This window comes from Pseudomonas sp. LAIL14HWK12:I1 (assembly GCF_003202095.1).
Classification (GTDB): Bacteria; Pseudomonadota; Gammaproteobacteria; order Pseudomonadales; family Pseudomonadaceae; genus Aquipseudomonas; species Aquipseudomonas monteilii.
In genome coordinates, this window is sequence record NZ_QJKG01000008.1 from 1 (window position 1) to 20,340 (window position 20,340).

The 20,340-nt window shown below is 62.2% G+C and carries 21 protein-coding genes; 10 read left to right on the plus strand and 11 right to left on the minus strand.

Annotated elements, in window-relative coordinates:
- Positions 1–324: 324 nt before the first annotated feature.
- The gene (tyrS, locus tag D906_RS19250; RefSeq protein WP_016715801.1) at positions 325–1,524 is read right to left on the minus strand and encodes a tyrosine--tRNA ligase; all 1,200 of its coding nucleotides are present in this window, start codon (positions 1,522–1,524) and stop codon (positions 325–327) included.
- 213 nt (positions 1,525–1,737) lie between these two features.
- On the opposite strand from tyrS, the gene D906_RS19260 reads away from it, so the two are divergent.
- On the plus strand, positions 1,738–3,159 hold the full coding sequence (locus tag D906_RS19260) for a peptidoglycan DD-metalloendopeptidase family protein (protein ID WP_019097613.1): 1,422 nt from the start codon (positions 1,738–1,740) through the stop codon (positions 3,157–3,159).
- Positions 3,160–3,162: 3 nt separating this feature from the next.
- Complete coding sequence (locus D906_RS19265) at positions 3,163–4,254, plus strand: anhydro-N-acetylmuramic acid kinase (protein ID WP_019097612.1); 1,092 nt, start codon at positions 3,163–3,165, stop codon at positions 4,252–4,254.
- A 59-nt stretch (positions 4,255–4,313) separates the two neighbouring features.
- On the opposite strand, the gene erpA is transcribed toward D906_RS19265, so the two are convergent.
- On the minus strand, positions 4,314–4,664 hold the full coding sequence (erpA, locus tag D906_RS19270) for an iron-sulfur cluster insertion protein ErpA (protein ID WP_026020379.1): 351 nt from the start codon (positions 4,662–4,664) through the stop codon (positions 4,314–4,316).
- Between the two features lie 146 nt (positions 4,665–4,810).
- Positions 4,811–5,845 carry an N-acetyl-gamma-glutamyl-phosphate reductase gene (argC, locus tag D906_RS19275; RefSeq protein WP_016715798.1) on the minus strand — a complete coding sequence of 345 codons (1,035 nt, stop codon included), beginning with the start codon at positions 5,843–5,845 and terminating at the stop codon, positions 4,811–4,813.
- Between the two features lie 142 nt (positions 5,846–5,987).
- Here argC and hemJ point away from each other — a divergent pair, with 142 nt between their 5' ends.
- From hemJ to D906_RS19305, 6 genes are all read left to right on the plus strand, one after another.
- Positions 5,988–6,413 (plus strand): protoporphyrinogen oxidase HemJ, encoded by a 426-nt coding sequence (gene hemJ / locus D906_RS19280; protein ID WP_016715797.1) that lies wholly within the window; start codon positions 5,988–5,990, stop codon positions 6,411–6,413.
- Between the two features lie 28 nt (positions 6,414–6,441).
- Complete coding sequence (locus D906_RS19285) at positions 6,442–7,398, plus strand: nitronate monooxygenase family protein (RefSeq protein ID WP_019097611.1); 957 nt, start codon at positions 6,442–6,444, stop codon at positions 7,396–7,398.
- A 67-nt stretch (positions 7,399–7,465) separates the two neighbouring features.
- On the plus strand, positions 7,466–8,248 hold the full coding sequence (locus tag D906_RS19290; protein ID WP_016715795.1) for an SDR family oxidoreductase: 783 nt from the start codon (positions 7,466–7,468) through the stop codon (positions 8,246–8,248).
- Between the two features lie 63 nt (positions 8,249–8,311).
- Positions 8,312–8,650 carry a histidine triad nucleotide-binding protein gene (locus D906_RS19295; protein WP_003255518.1) on the plus strand — a complete coding sequence of 113 codons (339 nt, stop codon included), beginning with the start codon at positions 8,312–8,314 and terminating at the stop codon, positions 8,648–8,650.
- Positions 8,651–8,715: 65 nt separating this feature from the next.
- The gene (gene coq7, locus D906_RS19300) at positions 8,716–9,363 is read left to right on the plus strand and encodes a 2-polyprenyl-3-methyl-6-methoxy-1,4-benzoquinone monooxygenase (RefSeq protein WP_016715794.1); all 648 of its coding nucleotides are present in this window, start codon (positions 8,716–8,718) and stop codon (positions 9,361–9,363) included.
- Positions 9,364–9,373: 10 nt separating this feature from the next.
- A complete protein-coding gene (locus D906_RS19305; RefSeq protein ID WP_019097610.1) occupies positions 9,374–10,414 on the plus strand; it encodes a hypothetical protein in 1,041 nt (346 codons plus the stop codon).
- Between the two features lie 38 nt (positions 10,415–10,452).
- On the opposite strand, the gene D906_RS19310 is transcribed toward D906_RS19305, so the two are convergent.
- The gene (locus D906_RS19310) at positions 10,453–10,875 is read right to left on the minus strand and encodes an OsmC family protein (RefSeq protein WP_016715792.1); all 423 of its coding nucleotides are present in this window, start codon (positions 10,873–10,875) and stop codon (positions 10,453–10,455) included.
- A 191-nt stretch (positions 10,876–11,066) separates the two neighbouring features.
- On the opposite strand from D906_RS19310, the gene crp reads away from it, so the two are divergent.
- On the plus strand, positions 11,067–11,711 hold the full coding sequence (gene crp, locus D906_RS19315) for a cAMP-activated global transcriptional regulator CRP (RefSeq protein WP_012270218.1): 645 nt from the start codon (positions 11,067–11,069) through the stop codon (positions 11,709–11,711).
- Here crp and D906_RS19320 read toward each other — a convergent pair.
- The 4 genes from D906_RS19320 to D906_RS19335 form a co-directional block, all read right to left on the minus strand.
- Positions 11,708–12,412 carry a lipoate--protein ligase family protein gene (locus D906_RS19320; RefSeq protein WP_019097609.1) on the minus strand — a complete coding sequence of 235 codons (705 nt, stop codon included), beginning with the start codon at positions 12,410–12,412 and terminating at the stop codon, positions 11,708–11,710. The genes crp and D906_RS19320 overlap by 4 nt on opposite strands.
- 105 nt (positions 12,413–12,517) lie before the next feature.
- A complete protein-coding gene (gene trpC / locus D906_RS19325; RefSeq protein ID WP_027615905.1) occupies positions 12,518–13,351 on the minus strand; it encodes an indole-3-glycerol phosphate synthase TrpC in 834 nt (277 codons plus the stop codon).
- A complete protein-coding gene (gene trpD, locus D906_RS19330) occupies positions 13,348–14,397 on the minus strand; it encodes an anthranilate phosphoribosyltransferase (RefSeq protein WP_019097608.1) in 1,050 nt (349 codons plus the stop codon). Before trpD ends, trpC begins: the two co-directional genes overlap by 4 nt.
- Positions 14,398–14,406: 9 nt before the next feature.
- Positions 14,407–15,000, minus strand: a complete 594-nt coding sequence (locus D906_RS19335; RefSeq protein WP_027615906.1) for an aminodeoxychorismate/anthranilate synthase component II — start codon at positions 14,998–15,000, stop codon at positions 14,407–14,409.
- Between the two features lie 369 nt (positions 15,001–15,369).
- On the opposite strand from D906_RS19335, the gene estP reads away from it, so the two are divergent.
- Positions 15,370–17,250, plus strand: a complete 1,881-nt coding sequence (gene estP, locus D906_RS19340) for an esterase EstP (RefSeq protein WP_019097607.1) — start codon at positions 15,370–15,372, stop codon at positions 17,248–17,250.
- A 32-nt stretch (positions 17,251–17,282) separates the two neighbouring features.
- On the opposite strand, the gene trpE is transcribed toward estP, so the two are convergent.
- The 3 genes from trpE to rpe form a co-directional block, all read right to left on the minus strand.
- Complete coding sequence (gene trpE, locus D906_RS19345) at positions 17,283–18,764, minus strand: anthranilate synthase component I (protein ID WP_025754021.1); 1,482 nt, start codon at positions 18,762–18,764, stop codon at positions 17,283–17,285.
- A gap of 69 nt (positions 18,765–18,833) precedes the next feature.
- The gene (locus D906_RS19350; RefSeq protein ID WP_025754022.1) at positions 18,834–19,652 is read right to left on the minus strand and encodes a phosphoglycolate phosphatase; all 819 of its coding nucleotides are present in this window, start codon (positions 19,650–19,652) and stop codon (positions 18,834–18,836) included.
- On the minus strand, positions 19,649–20,323 hold the full coding sequence (gene rpe, locus D906_RS19355) for a ribulose-phosphate 3-epimerase (RefSeq protein WP_016484625.1): 675 nt from the start codon (positions 20,321–20,323) through the stop codon (positions 19,649–19,651). Before rpe ends, D906_RS19350 begins: the two co-directional genes overlap by 4 nt.
- Positions 20,324–20,340 lie beyond the last annotated feature (17 nt).

Below are 20,340 nucleotides of genomic sequence, written 5' to 3' on the forward strand. Positions count from 1 at the left end.
CGAGAAACTCGTTTAGCTTCAAACACTTGGCTCGCTGCGATCTCTCGTAGCGGGAGGCGAATCATACAGCGTTTAAAACCGCTGTCAACCACCATTTCAACCGCTTGCGATCATTCGATCGTAGCCCTTTCAACGCCACCTTAACTATTTAACTCATTGAATATCAAGGAGTTTTTCGTTCCGATGTCGCTGGAAGTGGGGCGCATTATAAGGGGATTCGAAACCGCGTCAACCCTTAATTTCAAGAAACCTTAATATTGCGGAAAAACAAAGCGGGGAGGCCTGCCGGCCTCCCCGCTTCTATATAGCTACACCATCAGACGATCACTCAGCCTTGAGAGTAACCCGGCCAAACGACTTCTTGCCCGCCTGGCACACGTGAGTGGCACCGAGAACAAAGATGAAGTCCTTGTCGACCACTGCGCCATCAACCTTCACCGCACCACCACTCAGCAGGTCCCGCGCCTGTGCCGAGTTCTTCACCAGGCCAGCCCGGTTCAGCACGGCAGCAATTGGCAAGTCTTCGGCCGCAGCCACTTCGATCTCCGGCAGATCTTCAGGCAGCTCACCTTCCTTCATGCGATTACCCGCAGCACGGTGAGCATTGGCTGCAGCCTCTTCACCATGGAAGCGCGCCACAATCTCTTCAGCCAGCTTGATCTTGATGTCACGCGGGTTGGCACCGTTGGCGACATCGGCACGGAACTGCTCGATCTCTTCCATCGAACGGAAGCTCAGCAGCTCGAAGTAGCGCCACATCAAGGTATCCGGGATCGATACCAGCTTGCTGTACATCACCCCCGGCGCTTCCTGGATGCCGACATAGTTGCCCAGCGACTTGGACATCTTCTTCACGCCATCGAGCCCTTCGAGCAGCGGCATGGTCACGATGTTCTGCGCTTCCTGGCCATAGGCGCGCTGCAGCTCGCGCCCCATCAACAAGTTGAACTTCTGGTCGGTACCACCCAGCTCGACGTCCGCCTTCAGCGCCACCGAGTCATAGCCTTGCACCAGCGGATAAAGGAACTCGTGAATGGCAATTGGCTGGTTGGTGGTATAGCGCTTGTCGAAGTCGTCGCGCTCCAGCATGCGCGCCACGGTGTACTGCGACGCCAGGCGAATGAAGTCGGCCGGGGTCAGCTTGTCCATCCAGGTAGAGTTGAACGCGACCTCGGTCTTGGCCGGGTCGAGAATCTTGAACACCTGCTGCTTATAGGTCTCAGCATTGTCCAGCACCTGTTCACGGGTCAGCGGCGGGCGTGTGGCGCTCTTGCCGCTCGGGTCACCGATCATGCCGGTGAAGTCACCGATCAGGAAGATGACCTGATGGCCCAGCTCCTGGAACTGGCGCAGCTTGTTGATCAGCACCGTGTGGCCAAGGTGCAGGTCGGGCGCGGTCGGGTCGAAGCCGGCCTTGATGCGCAGAGGTTGGCCGCGCTTGAGCTTCTCCACCAGTTCCGACTCGACCAGTACTTCTTCCGCACCGCGCTTGATAAGCGCAAGCTGCTCTTCAACCGACTTCATAGACAAACCCGCAAGACTCAGATTCAGGGGGAGCCAACCATACAAGATCGGCCGTCAATTACAAGTTTCGCAAAGGAATGTGACCCGAACACGGGGTTGCGGCGTCTACGCGCCCTTGCGTGAAAATGGATTTGGTTATATTTTATACAGTTATTTCATCTTCATCATGTCATTCATCTTTTCCATTTCACCTTTTTCAAAGTCACCTTGCCCATGACCAACGAACCGCCTAAAGCGCCCCCGCTTTATCCGAAGAGCCATCTGTTGGCCGCCAGCGGCATCGCCGCCCTGCTCAGCCTGGCTTTGCTGGTATTTCCCTCCAGCGAAGTGGAAGCCAAGAAAACCACCCTCAACCTCGAGCTGGAAAGCCCTGCCGAGCAATTGAAAGACGAATCCCGCGCTGCGCCTCTGGTGCAGGCACAAGATGAGCAAGGCTCGCCCTTCGCCCAGATCGAAGACACTCCCCCCGAGACACAGAAGGCCGAACAGCAAGCCCCTGCCGACGAGCCGGTCGCCGAAGCAGCCAAGGAACCTGGCCACCGCGAAGTCACCGTGGCCCGTGGCGACACGCTGTCCACCCTTTTTGCCAAGGTTGGCCTGCCGGCCAATGCAGTGCATGACCTGCTGGCCAGCAACAAGCAGGCCAAGCAGTTCAGCCAGCTCAAGCACGGCCAGGTGCTGCAGTTCGAACTCGACAAGGACGGCCAGCTGGCCAGCCTGCACAGCAAAGTCAGCAACCTCGAAACCATTCGCCTGACCAAAACCGCCAAGGGCTATACCTTCAACCGTGAAATCAGCAAGCCGGTCGTGCGTACCGCCTATGCCCATGGCGTGATCAAAAGCTCGCTGTCGGCTTCGGCCCAGCGCGCCGGCCTGTCTCACAGCATGACCATGGACATGGCCCGCGTGCTGGGTTACGACATCGACTTCGCCCAGGATATTCGCCCAGGCGATGAATTCGACGTGGTCTACGAGCAGAAGGTGATGGACGGCAAGGTCGTCGGCACCGGTAATATCCTGTCCGCCCGCTTCACCAACCGGGGCAAAACCTACACTGCCGTGCGCTACACCAACAAGCAGGGCAACACTACCTACTACACCGCCGACGGCAACAGTCTGCGCAAGGCATTCATCCGTACCCCGGTGGACTTTGCCCGCATCAGCTCGCGCTTTTCCGCCGGCCGCAAGCACCCGATCCTGAACAAGATCCGTGCCCACAAAGGCGTCGACTACGCCGCCCCACGCGGTACGCCAATCAAGGCAGCGGGTGACGGCCGCATCGAACTGGCCGGGCGCCGTGGCGGTTACGGCAACACCGTGATCATCCAGCACGGCAACCGTTACAAGACGCTATACGGCCACATGCAGGGCTTTGCCAAAGGCATCAAGACCGGCAGCACCGTGAAGCAGGGTCAGATCATTGGTTACATCGGCACCACTGGCCTGTCCACCGGGCCACACCTGCACTACGAGTTCCAGGTCAATGGCGTGCACGTCGACCCGCTGAGCCAGAAGGTTCCGATGGCCGACCCGATCGCCAAGAACGAGCGCCAGCGCTTCCTGCAGCAGAGTCAGCCGCTGATCGCCCGCATGGATCAGGAAAAGGCCACCCTGCTCGCAGCGAACAAGCGCTAAGCCATGGCGCTCTACTTGGGGGTAATGTCCGGCACCAGCCTCGATGGCCTGGACATCGCCCTGATCGAACAAGGCGAGCAGCCTGAACTGCTCGCCACCCATTACCTGCCCATGCCCGGCGACCTGCGCCAGGAACTGCTTGCGCTATGTAGCAGCGGCCCTGACGAGATCGCTCGTGCGGCACTGGCGGAAAATCGCTGGGCCACCCTGGCAGGCGAAGGCATCCGCCAACTGCTGGCTCGCCAGGGCCTGCAGGCCGATGCCATCCGCGCCATCGGCAGCCACGGCCAGACCATTCGCCACGAGCCTGCGCGCGGCTTTACCGTTCAGATCGGTAACCCGGCACTGCTCGCCGAGCTTACCGGCATCAGCGTGGTCGCCGACTTTCGCCGGCGCGATGTGGCTGCCGGTGGTCAAGGTGCGCCGCTGGTGCCGGCCTTCCACGAAACCCTTTTCGGCCATCTCGGCAAGCATCTGGCAGTCTTGAACGTGGGCGGTTTCAGCAACCTCAGCCTGATCGAGCAAGACAAGCCAGTCCACGGTTTCGACTGCGGCCCCGGTAACGTGTTGCTGGATGCCTGGATCGAGCGCAAGCACGGCCAGGCCTATGATGCCGATGGTGCCTGGGCAGCGTCTGGAGTGGTGCAGGCCGGCTTGCTCAACGCATTGCTGGCCGACCCGTTCTTCGCCGGTAGCGGCCCGAAGAGCACGGGCCGCGAGGTGTTCAACCTGGCTTGGCTGGATGGCCACGTGGCCCGCCTGCCTGCCTACCGCGATGAGGATGTACAGGCGACACTGCTTGAGCTGACCGCACGCAGCATCATCGACTCACTGGTCAATGCCCAACAAGGCACCGAAGCACTGCTGGTATGTGGTGGCGGCGCACGCAACGGTGCACTGATGGCCCGCCTCGGCCAGTTGTTACCTGAAGCCCGCGTCACCAGCACTGGCACTCACGGCGTTGACCCTGACTGGGTAGAAGCCATGGCTTTTGCCTGGCTGGCCCATTGCTGCCTGGAAGGCATCCCCGCCAACCGCCCCAGCGTCACTGCCGCCAAGGGCCTGCGCGTACTGGGCGCAATCTACCCGGCCTAACCGCTACGCCAGAAAGCAAAACGCCGCGCAATTGCGCGGCGTTTTCATAGGGCCAGGCCTCAGATCGAGAACGAAGACCCGCAACCGCAAGTGGTGGCGGCATTCGGATTCTTGATCACGAAACGCGAGCCTTCCAGGCCTTCCTGGTAATCCACTTCGGCGCCGGCCAGGTACTGGAAACTCATTGGGTCGACCACCAGCGACACGCCTTCACGCTCGACGATGGTGTCGTCTTCGGCCACATCCTCATCGAAAGTGAAGCCGTACTGGAAGCCCGAGCAACCGCCACCGGTCACGAACACCCGCAACTTCAGACGGTCATTGCCTTCCTCATTGACCAGGTTCTTCACTTTCTGGGCTGCCCCATGGGTGAATTCCAGACCGGTAGGGGTGAAGGTTTCGACGCTCATGTTGATTCTCCCGGCGCGGTAGCCGTCTTAAAACTCGATGACGCGCATTATCCGCTTTCCCGAGAAAATCGGTCAAGAATTGTGCGGCTTTAGTCGCGACATACAAAAAGGCCCGCACGACGCGGGCCTTTTCAAAGCAAGGATGCTTACGGCAGCAAGCCAGCGTGGGACAAGCCCATGCGCTCATCCAGGCCGAACAGGATGTTCAGGTTCTGTACCGCCTGGCCCGACGCGCCCTTGACCAGGTTGTCGATCACCGACAGCACCACCACCAGGTCACCACCCTGCGGGCGGTGAACCGCAATGCGGCAGACGTTGGCGCCGCGCACGCTACGGGTTTCCGGGTGGCTGCCCGCTGGCATCACGTCGACGAACGGCTCATCGGCGTAGCGCTTCTCGAACAGCGCCTGCAGGTCGACCGAGGTATCGACGACATTTGCGTACAGGGTGGCGTGGATACCACGGATCATCGGCGTCAGGTGCGGCACGAAGGTCAGGCCGATGTCCTTGCCAGCGGCCAGGCGCAGGCCCTGGCTGATTTCCGGCAGGTGGCGATGGCCCTTGACCGCGTAGGCCTTCATGCTTTCGCCGGCTTCGCAGAACAGCGAACCCACTGCCGCACCACGGCCAGCACCGCTGACACCCGACTTGCAGTCGGCGATCAGCCGCGACGGGTCGGCCAGGCCCGCTTCCAGCAGCGGCAGGAAGCCCAGCTGGGTGGCGGTCGGGTAGCAACCCGGCACTGCAATCAGGCGCGCCTGGCGGATTTTCTCGCGGTTGACCTCAGGCAGGCCGTACACCGCGTCCTTGAGCAGCTCTGGAGCACCGTGCGGCTGGCCGTACCACTTGCCCCATTCGGTGGCATCCTGCAGGCGGAAGTCGGCCGACAGGTCGATCACCTTGGTGCCGGCTGCCAGCAGTTCACCGGCCAGTGCATGGGCGACACCGTGCGGGGTGGCGAAGAACACCACGTCACAGGCAGCCAGGGTCTTGCTGTCCGGCACGCTGAACGCCAGCCCGTCATAGTGGCCGCGCAGGTTCGGGTACATGTCCGCCACCGCCACACCCGCCTCGGAGCGCGAAGTGATGACCGCCACTTCGGCCTGTGGATGCTGTGCCAGCAGACGCAACAGTTCGACGCCGGTGTAACCCGTGCCGCCGACGATACCGACCTTGATCATAACGCTTGCCCCTTATCAACGAGCCGTCTGGAAAGCGCACGATAATAGGGGCGCAAGGCGCCTGTAACAACTCTTCGGGTGACCCTTCGGGCGCTTGACCACTACTATCTGACGACCGTGAATACCTGAAGGAACTCCCTCCATGCTCTACCTATGGATCAAAGCGCTGCATATCGTCAGCGTGGTTTGCTGGTTCGCCGGCCTTTTCTACCTGCCCAGGCTGTTCGTCTACCACGCCCAAAGCCAAGACAGCATCAGCCAGGACCGCTTCGTGACCATGGAGCGCAAGCTGTACCGCGGCATCATGAACCCGGCGATGATCGCCACCTACGTGTTCGGCGCGTGGATGCTGTACCTGACCCCCGGCTGGCTGAGCCAGGGCTGGCTGCATGCCAAGCTGACCCTGGTCATCCTGCTGACCGGCTACCATCACATGTGTGGCGCCCAGCGCAAACGCTTCGCCAGCGGCAACAACACCCGCAGCCACGTCTACTATCGCTGGTTCAACGAAGTACCCGTGCTGTTCCTGCTGGGTATCGTAATTCTGGTGGTGGTCAAACCGTTCTGACATAGCCACCCGCACAAGGAGCTTTGCCATGTCGCTACCCGCCTCGCTCGAACAACGCCTGCGCCTGCCCGTGGTTGCCGCACCGATGTTCCTGATCTCCAACCCCCGACTGGTGCTGGCCTGCTGCGCCAACGGCGTGGTGGGCAGCTTTCCGGCCCTGAACCAGCGTGACAGCGCCGGCTTCAAGGCGTGGCTGGAAGAGATCGAGGCAGGCTTGGCACAACTTCAGACACCCGCGCCCTACGCGGTCAACCTGATCGTTCACCCGACCAACCCGCGCCTGCAGGCCGACCTGGCCTTGTGCGTAGAGCACCGCGTACCAATCGTCATTACCAGCCTTGGCGCAGTGAAGGAGCTGGTCGATGCTGTGCACGGATACGGTGGGCTGGTGTTCCACGATGTCACCACCCGCCGCCACGCCGAAAAAGCTGCTGAAGCAGGCGTGGACGGGTTGATCGCTGTCGCCGCTGGTGCGGGTGGCCATGCCGGCACCTGGAGCCCGTTCGCCCTGGCTGCGGAGATTCGCCAGTTCTTCGACAAGACCCTGCTGCTGGCCGGCTGCATGAACCACGGCCATGAGATCCTGGCTGCGCAACTATTGGGCGCTGACCTGGCCTACATGGGCACGCGCTTCATCGCCACGGCAGAAAGCCACGCCCAGAACGCCTACAAGCAGATGCTGCTGAGCGCCCACGCGGCAGACATCATCCACACACCGGCAGTATCCGGCATCCCTGCCAGCTTCCTGCGCCCGAGCCTGGAGCAGGCCGGCTATGACATGAATGCCCTCAAGAGCAGCCATGAACAGGGCAAGCTCAAACCGATCGACGACGAAGCCAAAGCCTGGAAGACCGTCTGGTCGGCGGGCCAGGGCGTCGGTGGTATCGACGACCTGCCCAGTGCCCGCGCCCTGATCGAGCGCCTGCACAGCGAGTACCGGGAGGCACTGGAACGCTGCCAGGCCCTGCGCGCCAGCACCTTGTAGCAAAAGGCAACACCTTGCCTGGCCAAGCTGTACACTAGGCGCCCTCTTCCGGCCCCAGGAGCCTTGCATGACCCGTTACGCCATGATCACCGGTGCTTCCAGCGGCCTGGGCCTGGCCCTGGCGGAAGCCCTGGCACGGCGCGGGCGCAACCTGATCCTGGTGGCACGCCAGCGAGAAACGCTGGAACCGGTAGCCATCGAGCTGACCCAACGCTTTGGTGTCGAGGTACTGTTTCGCGCCTGCGACCTCAGCCAGCCGCTACGCTTGTCTGGCTTCGTGCTGGAGCTGGAAGAAGGCGAGCGGCGTATCGACCTGCTCGTGAACTGCGCCGGCCTGCGTACCTACGGGCCGTTCCTGGCCCATGAGTGGGCCGACGAGCAGGACCTGCTGGAGGTCAACGTACTGGCCCTGAGCCGCCTGTGTCACGCCATCGGCAACCTGATGGCCGTACAGGGCGGCGGGCAGATCCTCAACGTCGCGGGCCTGGCCGGGGTCGCCCCTGGCCCATGGATGGCAGCCTATGCTGCCAGCAAGGCGTATGTACTGAGTTTTTCCCAGGCCCTGCGCGAAGAACTCAAGCGCACCGGCATCAAGGTTTCGGTGCTATGCCCCGGCCCGGTCCGCTCCTCACGCCGACGCATACCGCGGCTCGATGGCAAACCACGCTGCCTGAGCCCCGAGGAAGTGGCGTTGTACACCGTGCGTGCGCTGGACAAGAACCGCGCACTGATCCTGCCCGGCCGGCGCAACCGCTGGCTGGCATTTGCCCCACGCCTGCTGCCACGCTGGCTGCTGCGCAAGCTCGCCGGGGCCATCCACCGCCGCTATTGCCCGGTCGGCATGGAATAGCCACTGGGCGAGCGGCGCCCGGCTGAGTACACTCGGCCCGACCCTCACCATGGAGCAAGTGCTGTGGACGATCTTTTCCTCAAAATCATCAACCGGGAAATCCCGGCGGATATCATCTACGAAGACGACCAGATCCTGGCCTTCAAGGACATTGCACCCGCGGCACCGGTACATTTTCTGGTCATCCCGAAAAAGCACATCCGCACGCTGAATGACCTGACCGAAGAAGACAAGGCTCTGGCTGGCCACATCCTGTTCACTGCCCAGCGTCTGGCAGTCGAGCAAGGCTGCGAGGAAGGTTTCCGCGTGGTCATGAACTGCAACCCGAAAGGCGGCCAGACTGTCTACCACATCCATATGCATGTGCTTGGCCAGCGCCAGATGAACTGGCCACCGGGCTGATCCACGGCAAGCGACCCCGCCGCTATTGCGGTAAACTGTCGGGCACATTCTTGCGGAGGTGCCCGATGGCTACCGAACGTCACTACTCGCCGCTCGACCGCTTGTTGCTGCAGGCCGATACCGCCATGCGCACCTTGCTGCCCTTCAGCGGCCAACCCGCCCGGCCATCGCCGGCCATCGTCCAGCCAGACGTCGACCTCGACGAGCAGCAGACCCGCCACATCGCCGGGCTGATGCGTATCAACCACACCGGTGAAGTGTGCGCCCAGGCGCTGTACCAGGGCCAGGCCCTGACCGCCAAGCTGCCCGAAGTGCGCAAGGCCATGGAGCATGCCGCCGAGGAAGAAGTGGACCACCTGGCCTGGTGCGAGCAACGCATTCGCCAGCTGAACAGCCACCCGAGCGTGCTCAACCCCCTGTTTTACGGCATGTCGTTCGGCATCGGCGCGCTCGCCGGGCTTGTCAGCGACAAGGTCAGCCTGGGCTTCGTCGCCGCCACCGAGCACCAGGTGTGCAAGCACCTCGACGAGCACCTGGAGCAGATCCCGCACGAAGATGAAAAATCCCGGGCCATTCTCGAACAAATGCGCGTCGACGAAGAGCAGCACGCCGAGTCTGCCCTGGAAGCCGGCGGCTATCGCTTCCCGGCGCCGGTCCGCTTTGGCATGAGCTTGCTGGCCAAGGTCATGACCAAGAGCACTTACCGCATCTGAAGGCATCACCATGACGGACCGTTTCGACGCCAAGGACCTGGCGCGCGCCGTGCAAGCCGGCATTCTCCAGCCGGGCCAGGACCAGGCGCTGCTTGCATTCCTGCGCCAGCAACCGGCGCACCGGGGCAGCTTCCAGCTGGCCCATGTCGCCTTCTACTTTGGCGCCATGCTGATCATGGCGGCCATGGGCTGGCTGCTCACCGAGGCGTGGATGCGCATCGGTGACATCGCCCTGCTGGTCATCGCCAGCCTGTACATCCTGTTGCTCACAGTGTTCGCCCTCAACCTGCAACGGCGCGCCCAGCCTGTCGCTGCCGGGGTGTTGGCCGCGGTGGCCGTCAGCATCGTGCCCTTGGCAGTGTTCGCCATCGAACGCCTGGCCGGTTGGTGGCCACTGGACGACGCGCAAGCCAACTATCACCAGTACTACACCTACGTGCAGGGCGGCTGGTTGGCGATGGAAGCGGCCACGGTGCTTGCCGGGCTACTGATGTTGCGGCTGATCCCCTACCCGTTCATTGTCATGCCAATGGCTGTGGCGTTGTGGTTCATGTCGATGGACCTGAGCGAATGGTTCTTCGGCTCGCCGTTCAGCTGGGAGCAGCGCCGCGAGGTTTCGTTGTGGTTCGGGCTGGGTTTGCTGGTGGTATTCCTGGTGATAGACGGTCGCACGCGAGAGGACTACGCCCGCTGGGGCTACCTGGCCGGGCTGGCCGCATTCTGGGGCGGGTTGACGCTGCTGGACAGCGGCAGTGAGTTGGGCAAGGCCATGTACTGCCTCATCAACGTAGCGTTGATGGGCACGGCGGTTCTGTTGCGCAGGCCGGTATTCATGGTATTTGGGGCGCTGGGGGTGGCGGCTTACCTGGGGTACCTGTCGTACGAGGTGTTTGCCGAATCGCTGCTGTTCCCGGTGGTGTTGACCCTGATCGGGCTGGGGGTTATCGGGCTGGGGCTGGTTTACCAGAAGCGGCGGGAGCGGTTGAGCCACGTGATGCGAGGATGGTTGCCAGGGTGGATGCAAGCTGCACTGCCGGCGCTTCGGCGCTGATATTGCCGGGGCTGCTTTGCAGCCCCGGTTTCTCTAAGTCAACCCAGCTCAACAATCTCGTAACCATGGGTAATCTCAACCCCGGCACGCTCGAGCATGATCGAAGCCGAGCAGTACTTCTCCGCCGACAGCTCCACCGCCCGCTTGACCTGGGCTTCTTTCAACGCACGGCCTTTCACCACGAAATTCATGTGAATCTTGGTGAACACCTTCGGGTCTTCGCTGGCACGCTCGGCTTCCAGAAAGGCCTCGCAGCTTTCCACCGCCTGGCGCGATTTCTTCAGGATGCTCACCACGTCAAAGCTGCTGCAGCCACCCAGGCCCAACAGCAGCATTTCCATCGGGCGCACACCCAGGTTGCGGCCGCCGGCCTCGGGCGGGCCGTCCATCACGACGACATGGCCACTCCCCGATTCGCCGAGGAACATGGCCTCACCGGCCCACTGGATACGTGCCTTCATCTACCCGGACTCCTGATTTTCGGAAAAGGGTGTCAGCTTAGACCTTGTGCGGCTGTGGGAAAAGTACGAGAGGTGTCGGTTTAGTACCGAAACATCCTGTAGTGTCTGATAAGCTGGCGCCAAATGACTGGCGCTCGCCGCCAGCCAACCTCTATAAAAAGCCTATGCGTCGTATCGAACAGGATTTCGTGATGGTTGCCTCCGCCCTACCCGCCAAGATCAAGAATATCGACAAGCTGCTGGTGCACTGCCAGCGCCGACGCTATACCGCCAAAAGCAACATCATCTGCGCCGGCGACCGGGCCGAGACACTGTCGTTCATCATCAAGGGTTCGGTGACCATCCTCATCGAAGACGACGACGGGCATGAAATGATCATTGCCTACCTCAACAATGGCGATTTCTTTGGCGAGCTGGGCCTGTTCGAACCCGTTGAAGGTGAACAGCAGCGCAGTGCCTGGGTACGGGCCAAGACCGAATGCGAAGTGGCCGAGATCAGTTACGAGAAGTTTCGCGAACTGGCGCGCCAGGACCCGGAAATCCTCTACGCGCTGGGCAGCCAGATGGCCCAGCGCCTGCGCAACACCACGCGCAAAGTCGGCGACCTGGCCTTTTTCGACGTGACCGGGCGGGTTGCCCGCTGCCTGCTGGAGCTGTGCAAGCAGCCTGATGCCATGACCCACCCCGACGGCATGCAGATCAAGATTACCCGTCAGGAAATCGGCCGTATTGTCGGTTGCTCCCGGGAAATGGTCGGCCGCGTCCTCAAGGACCTTGAAGAGCGCAGCCTGGTGCAGGTCAAGGGCAAGACCATGGTGGTCTACGGTACCCGCTAGTCTTTGGGCAGGTCTGCCAGCACCTTGGCGTAAGCCTGTGACAGGCGCTCGAACCAGGGCGCCTCGGGTGCCACTTCATGCAAGGCGATGTGCGCGTCGGCGCGGCAGCGTTGCTCCAGGTCGCAGCATTCATTGAAGCGGTTGACCGCCGCCACCATCGACTCCCGTTCGTTGTCCAGCAGCAACGCACCGTGCACCAGCACCACCGGGCGCTTGCCGCCCAGCCCTTGGCGCCAGCGCTGGGCAGTGCCCACCAGCTTGCGGCCATTGAGGTTGACGTTGTAGCGGCCATCGCAGAACGCCCCGTCGATTTCCCCCACCGACGCCACCCCACCCCACTCACGCAGCACATCGCACAGCGGCAGGCACAAACGTTCGTAGGCATTCTCGATGCGGCCATGATCACCTTCGCTGCGCGGGGCGACATAGACCAGTGCAACGTTCACGGTCGAATGCGACTGCGGTACCGGTTCACCGCCCGTCTCACGCAGCAGCACCGGCCAGCCGGCAATCGCCAGCTCCGAGCAGGCGGCCTCGAAGTTGTCCAGACGGCTCATGCGCCGGGGCATGACCAGGGCATGGTCGGTGGGGCGCCAGAACAGCACGCCACTGTCGCGTTCGCCGCGGCACACGGCAGCCAGCAGTTCCTGTTCGGCGTGCAGACCTTGTTCGACGGTCAGGGCCAGGGGTTGATCGGTCATTGATCCACCTTTGATGTTGTTATTGATGGCCTCTTCGCGGCGGTCCGGCGCGAGAGGCCATGACAGGCATACAAAAAAGCCGGCATAAACGCCGGCTTCATTTATTCAGTCCAGTGGCTGAACAGTCTTCTTCACCTGCTCCGGGAAGAACAACCGCTGCAACTCCAGCCCAGGCTGCTCGGCGCGCATGAACGCTTCGCCCACCAGGAACGAGTAAACCTCGTTGATCGCCATCAGCTCCACATCGGCCCGGTTGAGAATGCCACTCTCGGTAATTGCCAGGCGGTCACGCGGAATACGCGGCAGCAGGTCGAGTGTGGTTTCCAGGCTGACCTCGAAGGTATGCAGGTTGCGGTTGTTCACCCCCACCAGCGGCGTATCCAGGGTTTTCAGCGCGCGTTCCAGCTCATCACCGTCGTGCACTTCCACCAGCACGTCGAGGCCGACATCCTTGGCCGTAGCCGCCAGCTCGGCCATCTTCACGTCATCCAGTGCCGACACGATCAACAGCACACAGTCCGCACCCAAGGCCCGGGCTTCGACGATCTGGTAAGGGTCGACCATGAAGTCTTTGCGGATAACCGGCAGCGATACCGCCGCGCGGGCCTGCTGCAGGTATTCATCGGCACCCTGGAAATAATCGACATCGGTCAACACCGACAGGCAGGTAGCGCCGCCTTTCTCGTAGCTAACCGCGATTTCCGCCGGCACGAAATGCTCACGGATCACGGCCTGGCTAGGCGAAGCCTTCTTGATTTCGGCAATCACGGCTGGCTGCTTGCGCTTGGCCTGCTCGATCAGCGCATTGGCGAAGCCACGCGGGGCATCGGCAGTTTTGGCCAGGCGTTCCAGCTCGGCAAGGCTGACGCGCGCGCTGCGCTCGGCCACCTCCTGGAACTTGCGGGCAATGATCCTTTCCAGCACCGTCGGCACACTCATGCTTCGTTCTCCACCTTGAATACTGCAGTAAAGGCACCCAGCTCCTGCAGCTTTTCCCAGGCCAGGCCGGTGTGCAGTACATCGTGGGCCAGTTCCACGCCCTGAGCCAGGGTCATCGCGTGATCGGCGGCATAGAGGGCAGCCCCCGCGTTGAGCACGATCATTTCAGCGGCTTTCTGGCCGTTTTCGGTCTTGCGCCGGCCCAGCGCATCGCGGATCAGCTCAAGCGACGCTTGCGGGTTCTCGACAGCCAGGCCATGCAGGCTCTGGCTCTTCATGCCAAGGTCTTCCGGCTCGACCCAGTATTCAGTGATTTCGCCGTTCTTCAACTCGGCAACAAAAGTAGGGGCAGCCAGGCTGAACTCATCCAGGCCGTCCTTCGAATGCACCACCAGCACATGCTTGCTGCCCAGGCGCTGCAGTACCTCGGCCAACGGGCGGCACAGGGTCTGGGCGAACACGCCGACCACCTGGTGCTTCACTCCGGCCGGATTCGTAAGCGGGCCGAGCATGTTGAACAGGGTACGCAGCCCCAGGTCGCGACGCGGGCCGGCAGCATGCTTCATGGCCGAATGATGGCTTTGCGCGAACATGAAGCCGATGCCTAAGCTGTCAATACAGCGGGCCACCTGGGTGGGCGTCAGGTTCAGGTAGATACCGGCGGCTTCCAGCAGGTCGGCGCTACCGCTCTTGCCCGACACCGCGCGGTTACCGTGCTTGGCCACGGTGCAGCCTGCCGCCGCCAGGACGAACGACGAAGCGGTGGACACGTTGAAGATGTTGGCGCCATCACCGCCGGTGCCGACGATGTCGACCACGCCATCGAGGCTTTTCAGTTCGACCTTGTCGGCCAGTTCACGCATGACCGAAACCGCACCGACAATTTCGTCGATGCTTTCGCTTTTCATGCGCATGCCCATCAGGAAGGCACCGATCTGCGCTTCAGTGCACTGGCCAGTCATGATCTGGCGCATCACATCGCGCATTTCTTCGGTAGTAAGGTCCAGCTGGCCGACGATACGGCTTAACGCACTCTTGATATCCATGCTCGATCCTTAGCGGCGGCCGCCGGTCTGCTTGAGGAAGTTGGCGAACAGCTCGTGGCCCTGTTCGGTCAGGATCGACTCGGGGTGGAACTGCACCCCTTCGATATTCAGCGTCTTGTGGCGCAGGCCCATGATTTCATCGACCGAGCCGTCTTCATGCGCGGTCCAGGCGGTGACTTCCAGGCAGCCGGGCAAGGTTTCGCGCTTGACCACCAGCGAGTGGTATCGGGTAACGGTCAGCGGGTTGTTGAGCCCGGTGAACACACCCAGGTCGCGGTGATGCACCGGGCTGGTCTTGCCGTGCATCACCTGGCGGGCACGCACCACGTCCCCCCCAAAGGCCTGGCCGATGGACTGATGGCCCAGGCACACGCCCAGGATCGGCAGCTTGCCGGCAAAATGCAGGATGGCCTCGATGGACACACCGGCCTCGCTCGGTGTGCACGGGCCTGGGGATACGACGATGCGCTCAGGGTTGAGTGCTTCGATCTGGGCGATGGTCATTTCGTCGTTGCGAATGACCTTCACCTCGGCCCCCAACTCGCCCAGGTACTGCACGACGTTGTAAGTGAATGAGTCGTAATTGTCGATCATCAGTAACATGGTGTTAAACCTCTTGGACTTACTGACTTCAGAATTCGAACCTTCCTGCTGCCGTCACGGGCACGGCTTCGCCACAAAGGGCAGAAAATGAAGAAGGCAAACGGGGACGGGCCGGGCGGGCCGGCAAGAGATAAAGTCAGGCGCGCCAACGCCAACGGGCGTGGGCCTTGATTACGCGCATCAAGAGTTTGCTGACGATCAACACAGGATAGGTCTCGCTCATACGTCCCGGCACAGTAGCTTACCGGGGCGGCGGGCGCAATATGCCTGTAAACACGGGGAAACGAATGGACTTGGGAGGGATGCACGGCGATTTGCTAAGGTCGATCGGGCAGTACCTCATAAAAACAAAGAAAAGGATGTTCCCTGATGCGAAAAGCCCCGTTATTGCGCTTTACCCTCGCCTCATTGGCATTAGCCTGCAGCCAGGCATTCGCGGCACCCTCGCCCTACTCCGGCATGATTGTGTTTGGCGACAGCCTCAGCGATGCCGGGCAGTTTGGCGGCGTGCGCTTCACCAACCTCGATGCCAATGGCAACTATGCGCCAGTGTCACCGATGATCCTCGGCGGGCAGCTGGGTGTGAACCCGACCGAGCTTGGCCCTTCCACCTCCCCTCTCAATCCGGTATTGGGGCTTCCCGACGGCAATAACTGGGCAGTCGGTGGCTACACCACCCAACAGATCCTGGATTCGATCACCAGCACTTCCGAGACGGTCATCCCGCCAGGACGCCCCGGCGCCGGGCAGGTATTACGGGAGAAGCCAGGCTACCTGGCTAACGGCCTGCGCGCCGACCCTAACGCACTGTACTACCTGACTGGTGGTGGTAATGACTTCCTGCAGGGCCTGGTCAACAGCCCCGCCGATGCCGCAGCCGCCGGTGCCCGCCTGGCCGCCAGCGCCCAGGCCCTGCAACAAGGTGGCGCCCGCTACATCATGGTCTGGCTGCTCCCGGACCTTGGCCAAACACCGAACTTCAGCGGCACGCCGCAGCAGACCCCCCTGTCATTACTGTCTGGTGTCTTCAACCAGTCGCTGCTCAGCCAACTGGGGCAAATTGACGCCGAGATCATCCCGCTGAACGTGCCCATGCTGCTGAGCGAGGCACTGGCCAGCCCCAGCCAGTTCGGCCTGGCCACCGGCCAGAACCTGGTGGGTACCTGCTACAGCGGCGAAGGTTGCGTGGAAAACCCGGTGTACGGCATCAACGGCACAACACCAGACCCGACCAAGCTGCTGTTCAACGACTTGGTGCACCCGACCATCGCTGGCCAGCAACTGATCGCCGATTACGCCTACTCGATCCTCTCCGCACCATGGGAACTGACCCTGCTTCCGGAAATGGCCCACACAAGCCTGCGTGCCCACCAGGACGAACTGCGCAACCAGTGGCAGACACCCTGGCAGGCCGTTGGCCAGTGGCAAGCCTTTGTCGCCAGCGGCGCCCAGGACCTGGATTTCGACGGCCAGAGCAGCGCGGCCAGTGGCGATGGCCGCGGCTACAACCTGACCGTGGGGGGCAGCTATCGCCTGAACGACGCCTGGCGCCTGGGCCTGGCGGGAGGCGTATACCGGCAGAAACTGGAAGCCGGCGGACACGACTCGGACTACACGCTGAACAGCTATCTGGCCAGCGCCTTTGCCCAATACCGCCAGGACCGCTGGTGGGCGGATGCCGCGCTGACCGCCGGGCACCTGGACTACAGCGACCTGAAGCGCACCTTCGCCCTTGGCGTGAATGACCGCAGCGAAAAAGGCGACACTGATGGCGAGGCCTGGGCGATATCCGGGCGGCTGGGCTACAACCTGGCAGCCGACAGCAGCAACTGGCAGCTGGCACCCTTCATCAGTGCCGACTATGCGCGCGTGAAGGTGGATGGTTACGACGAGAAGAGTGGTCGTTCGACGGCGCTGGGCTTCGATGACCAGGCGCGCACGTCACGCCGCCTGGGCCTGGGTTTGCAGGGCAGTGTGCAGGTGCTGCCGAGTACCCGGCTGTTCGCAGAAGTGGCGCAGGAACATGAGTTCGAGGATGACCGGCAGGATGTGACCATGCACCTCACCAGCTTGCCGGCGAATGACTTCACCCTGACCGGGTATACGCCGCACAGCGACCTGACCCGGGCGAGCCTGGGGGTAAGCCATGAAGTGGTGGCAGGGGTGCATTTGCGCGGAAACTACAACTGGCGCAAGAGTGATGAATTGACCCAGCAGGGGGTGAGCCTGGGGATCAGCGTGGACTTCTGAATAGATGGGGCCGCTTGGCGGCCCCAATCCATTTACTTGGCGGAAGTCTGCTCAGCCAAGGCGACCGCACGGAACATCGCGCGGCGCTTGTTGATGGTTTCTTCCCACTCGAGCGCCGGCACCGAGTCGGCAACGATGCCGCCACCGGCCTGCACATGCAGTTCGCCGTCCTTGATCACGGCAGTACGGATGGCAATCGCGGTGTCCATGTTGCCATTCCAGGCAAAATACCCCACGGCACCACCGTAAACCCCACGCTTGACCGGCTCCAGTTCGTCGATGATCTCCATCGCACGAATCTTCGGTGCGCCCGACAAGGTGCCAGCCGGCAAAATCGCGCGCAGCGCATCCATCGCCGTCAGCCCTTCACGCAGCTGGCCGGTGACGTTGGAGACAATGTGCATAACATTGGAATAACGCTCGATCACCATCTTCTCGGTCAGCCGCACGCTGCCGGTCGAGGACACACGGCCCACGTCGTTACGGCCCAGGTCGATCAGCATCAGGTGCTCGGCGATTTCCTTGTCGTCCGACAGCAGGTCGTCTTCCAACGCACGGTCGGCCTCTTCGGTCGCTCCACGCGGGCGAGTACCGGCAATCGGGCGCACGGTAACCAGGTTGTCCTCGACACGCACCAGCACCTCGGGCGAACTGCCAACCACATGGAAGTCACCGAAGTTGAAGAAGTACATGTAGGGCGTCGGGTTGAAGCAGCGCAGCGCGCGGTACAGGTCGATAGGCGCTGCCTTGAAGTCGATGGACATGCGCTGCGACGGCACCACTTGCATGCAGTCACCGGCCAGGATGTATTCCTTGATACGGCCGACTGCGTTCTCGTAGTCCTCACGCGTGTAGCTGGAGCGGAATTCCGGCTCGGCGGCCTGCGGGCCACTCAAGTCCAAGCCACGGCGCGGGGTGATCGGCTGACGCAGGGTTTCCAGCAGGCCTTGCAGCCGTGCCTGGCCCTGTTCGAAGGCTTGCTCTTCAGCCGGGTCGACCAGCACGATCGCGTGCATCTTGCCTGCCAGGTTGTCGAACACCACTACGGCATCGGACACCATCAGCAGAATATCCGGCACACCCAGCGGGTCCGGGTTGGGGCTGGCGCCCAGGCGCTTTTCCACATAACGCACGCAGTCGTAGCCGAAGTAGCCGACCAGGCCGCCGTTGAAGCGCGGCAGGCCGGGGATGTCGGCGACCTTGTAACGGTCCTTGAAGCTTTCGACGAACGCCAGCGGGTCTTCGACATCGTGGCTTTCCACCTCGACGCCATCATGCAAGATGCTGACGTGGTAGCCGTGAACGCGCATCACGGTGCGCGACGGCAGGCCGATCATCGAGTAACGGCCCCACTTCTCGCCGCCCTGCACCGACTCGAGCAGGTACGAGTTGGGTTGGTCGGCCAGTTTCAGGTAGATCGACAGCGGCGTGTCGAAGTCGGCCAGGGTTTCGCAGGCCAGGGGGATGCGGTTGTAGCCGACAGCGGCCAGGCGCAGGAATTCTTCGCGGTTCATGAGTAGCCTCGTGGCAAGCAGCAATAAGTCAGGCAAACGGATGGGCCGGCACACGCCGGCAGGCAGAAGTCAGGCGCGCCAACGCCAACGGGCCAGAGCCTTGATGACTTTCATCCAGAATTTGCCAGTAACCGCCACGGTGGACTCTCTGTCTTGTGAGGCTTGAAGGTCCGCCAACGTTATCCCAGTGGCCGGGTCTTCGCAACCGGGCAGCAAGGCGCGCAGGTCATCGATCACAAGGCTGGGGGTTTCGTCGTGGATCGGCCGGCCATGGTTGTAGCCGTAGGTCAGCCCCACGCATTGCACGCCAGCCGCCTTGGCCGCCAGCACGTCACTGCGCGAATCACCGACGAACAACGATTGTTGCGGGGTAACGCCGGCCATCTGCATGACGAACAGCAACGCCGCCGGGTCCGGTTTTTTCTGCGGCAGGGTGTCGCCGCCGATGATCCAGCGGAAATAGCGGCCGATCTTCATCTGGTCCAACAAAGGGGCGACGAAGCGCTCCGGCTTGTTGGTGATCAGTGCCATTTCCACACCCTGCTTCTGCAGCCAGCGCAGGGTGTCTTTCACGCCGGGATAAACCACGGTGAGCTCATGGCTTTGGGCATAGGCTTCCATGAACAGCGCCAGGCCCTGCTCGGCCAGCACATCATCCACAGCGTCATGCTCAATACCGCCCGCCAGTGCTCGGCGCACCAACACCTGGGCGCCATTGCCAACCCAATGGCGCACCGCCTCAAGGCCCGCAGGCGGGCGCCCAAGTTCGAGCAGCATGCGGTCCACGGCGGCGGCCAGGTCTGGCACGGAGTCGATCAGGGTACCGTCCAGATCGAACATCACCAGCCTGGGCAGCGTCCCCGGGAACAGCTGCTCGAAGCCACTCATGGGCGGGCCTGAGCCAGCTCGGCGCGCATCTTGGCAATGACTTCCTGGTAGTCCGGGGCGTTGAAGATCGCCGAGCCGGCCACGAAGGTGTCGGCGCCAGCGGCAGCGATCTCGCGGATGTTGTTGACGTTGACGCCGCCGTCGATTTCCAGGCGGATATCACGGCCACTGGCGTCGATCAGCGCACGCGCTTCGCGCAGCTTGTCGAGGGTGCCGGGGATGAACTTCTGCCCGCCGAAGCCTGGGTTGACACTCATCAGCAGCACCATGTCGATCTTGTCCATCACGTACTTCAGGGCGTCCAGGCTGGTGGCCGGGTTGAACACCAGGCCGGCCTTGCAGCCCCCGTCCTTGATCAACTGCAGCGAGCGGTCGATGTGCTGGGTGGCTTCCGGGTGGAAGGTGATGTAGGTGGCGCCAGCCTCGATGAAGTCGCCGATGATGCGGTCGACCGGGCTGACCATCAGGTGCACGTCGATCGGCGCGGTGACGCCGTACTTGCGCAGGGCAGTGCACACCATCGGGCCGATGGTCAGGTTGGGAACGTAGTGGTTGTCCATGACATCGAAGTGAACGATGTCGGCACCCGCAGCCAAAACCTTGTCGACGTCCTCACCCAGGCGGGCGAAATCGGCGGAAAGAATGGAGGGGGCAATAGCGTAGGGCTGCATGGCGCACCTGTTGGCAG

What these genes read in the sequence shown, in the direction of transcription:
- tyrS (WP_016715801.1), bottom strand. Translation starts at nt 1,524, where the DNA reads ATGAAGTCGGTTGAAGAGCAGCTTGCGCTTATCAAGCGCGGTGCGGAA.
- D906_RS19260 (WP_019097613.1), top strand. Translation starts at nt 1,738, where the DNA reads ATGACCAACGAACCGCCTAAAGCGCCCCCGCTTTATCCGAAGAGCCAT.
- D906_RS19265 (WP_019097612.1), top strand. Translation starts at nt 3,163, where the DNA reads ATGGCGCTCTACTTGGGGGTAATGTCCGGCACCAGCCTCGATGGCCTG.
- erpA (WP_026020379.1), bottom strand. Translation starts at nt 4,664, where the DNA reads ATGAGCGTCGAAACCTTCACCCCTACCGGTCTGGAATTCACCCATGGG.
- argC (WP_016715798.1), bottom strand. Translation starts at nt 5,845, where the DNA reads ATGATCAAGGTCGGTATCGTCGGCGGCACGGGTTACACCGGCGTCGAA.
- hemJ (WP_016715797.1), top strand. Translation starts at nt 5,988, where the DNA reads ATGCTCTACCTATGGATCAAAGCGCTGCATATCGTCAGCGTGGTTTGC.
- D906_RS19285 (WP_019097611.1), top strand. Translation starts at nt 6,442, where the DNA reads ATGTCGCTACCCGCCTCGCTCGAACAACGCCTGCGCCTGCCCGTGGTT.
- D906_RS19290 (WP_016715795.1), top strand. Translation starts at nt 7,466, where the DNA reads ATGACCCGTTACGCCATGATCACCGGTGCTTCCAGCGGCCTGGGCCTG.
- coq7 (WP_016715794.1), top strand. Translation starts at nt 8,716, where the DNA reads ATGGCTACCGAACGTCACTACTCGCCGCTCGACCGCTTGTTGCTGCAG.
- D906_RS19305 (WP_019097610.1), top strand. Translation starts at nt 9,374, where the DNA reads ATGACGGACCGTTTCGACGCCAAGGACCTGGCGCGCGCCGTGCAAGCC.
- D906_RS19310 (WP_016715792.1), bottom strand. Translation starts at nt 10,875, where the DNA reads ATGAAGGCACGTATCCAGTGGGCCGGTGAGGCCATGTTCCTCGGCGAA.
- crp (WP_012270218.1), top strand. Translation starts at nt 11,067, where the DNA reads ATGGTTGCCTCCGCCCTACCCGCCAAGATCAAGAATATCGACAAGCTG.
- D906_RS19320 (WP_019097609.1), bottom strand. Translation starts at nt 12,412, where the DNA reads ATGACCGATCAACCCCTGGCCCTGACCGTCGAACAAGGTCTGCACGCC.
- trpC (WP_027615905.1), bottom strand. Translation starts at nt 13,351, where the DNA reads ATGAGTGTGCCGACGGTGCTGGAAAGGATCATTGCCCGCAAGTTCCAG.
- trpD (WP_019097608.1), bottom strand. Translation starts at nt 14,397, where the DNA reads ATGGATATCAAGAGTGCGTTAAGCCGTATCGTCGGCCAGCTGGACCTT.
- D906_RS19335 (WP_027615906.1), bottom strand. Translation starts at nt 15,000, where the DNA reads ATGTTACTGATGATCGACAATTACGACTCATTCACTTACAACGTCGTG.
- estP (WP_019097607.1), top strand. Translation starts at nt 15,370, where the DNA reads ATGCGAAAAGCCCCGTTATTGCGCTTTACCCTCGCCTCATTGGCATTA.
- trpE (WP_025754021.1), bottom strand. Translation starts at nt 18,764, where the DNA reads ATGAACCGCGAAGAATTCCTGCGCCTGGCCGCTGTCGGCTACAACCGC.
- D906_RS19350 (WP_025754022.1), bottom strand. Translation starts at nt 19,652, where the DNA reads ATGAGTGGCTTCGAGCAGCTGTTCCCGGGGACGCTGCCCAGGCTGGTG.
- rpe (WP_016484625.1), bottom strand. Translation starts at nt 20,323, where the DNA reads ATGCAGCCCTACGCTATTGCCCCCTCCATTCTTTCCGCCGATTTCGCC.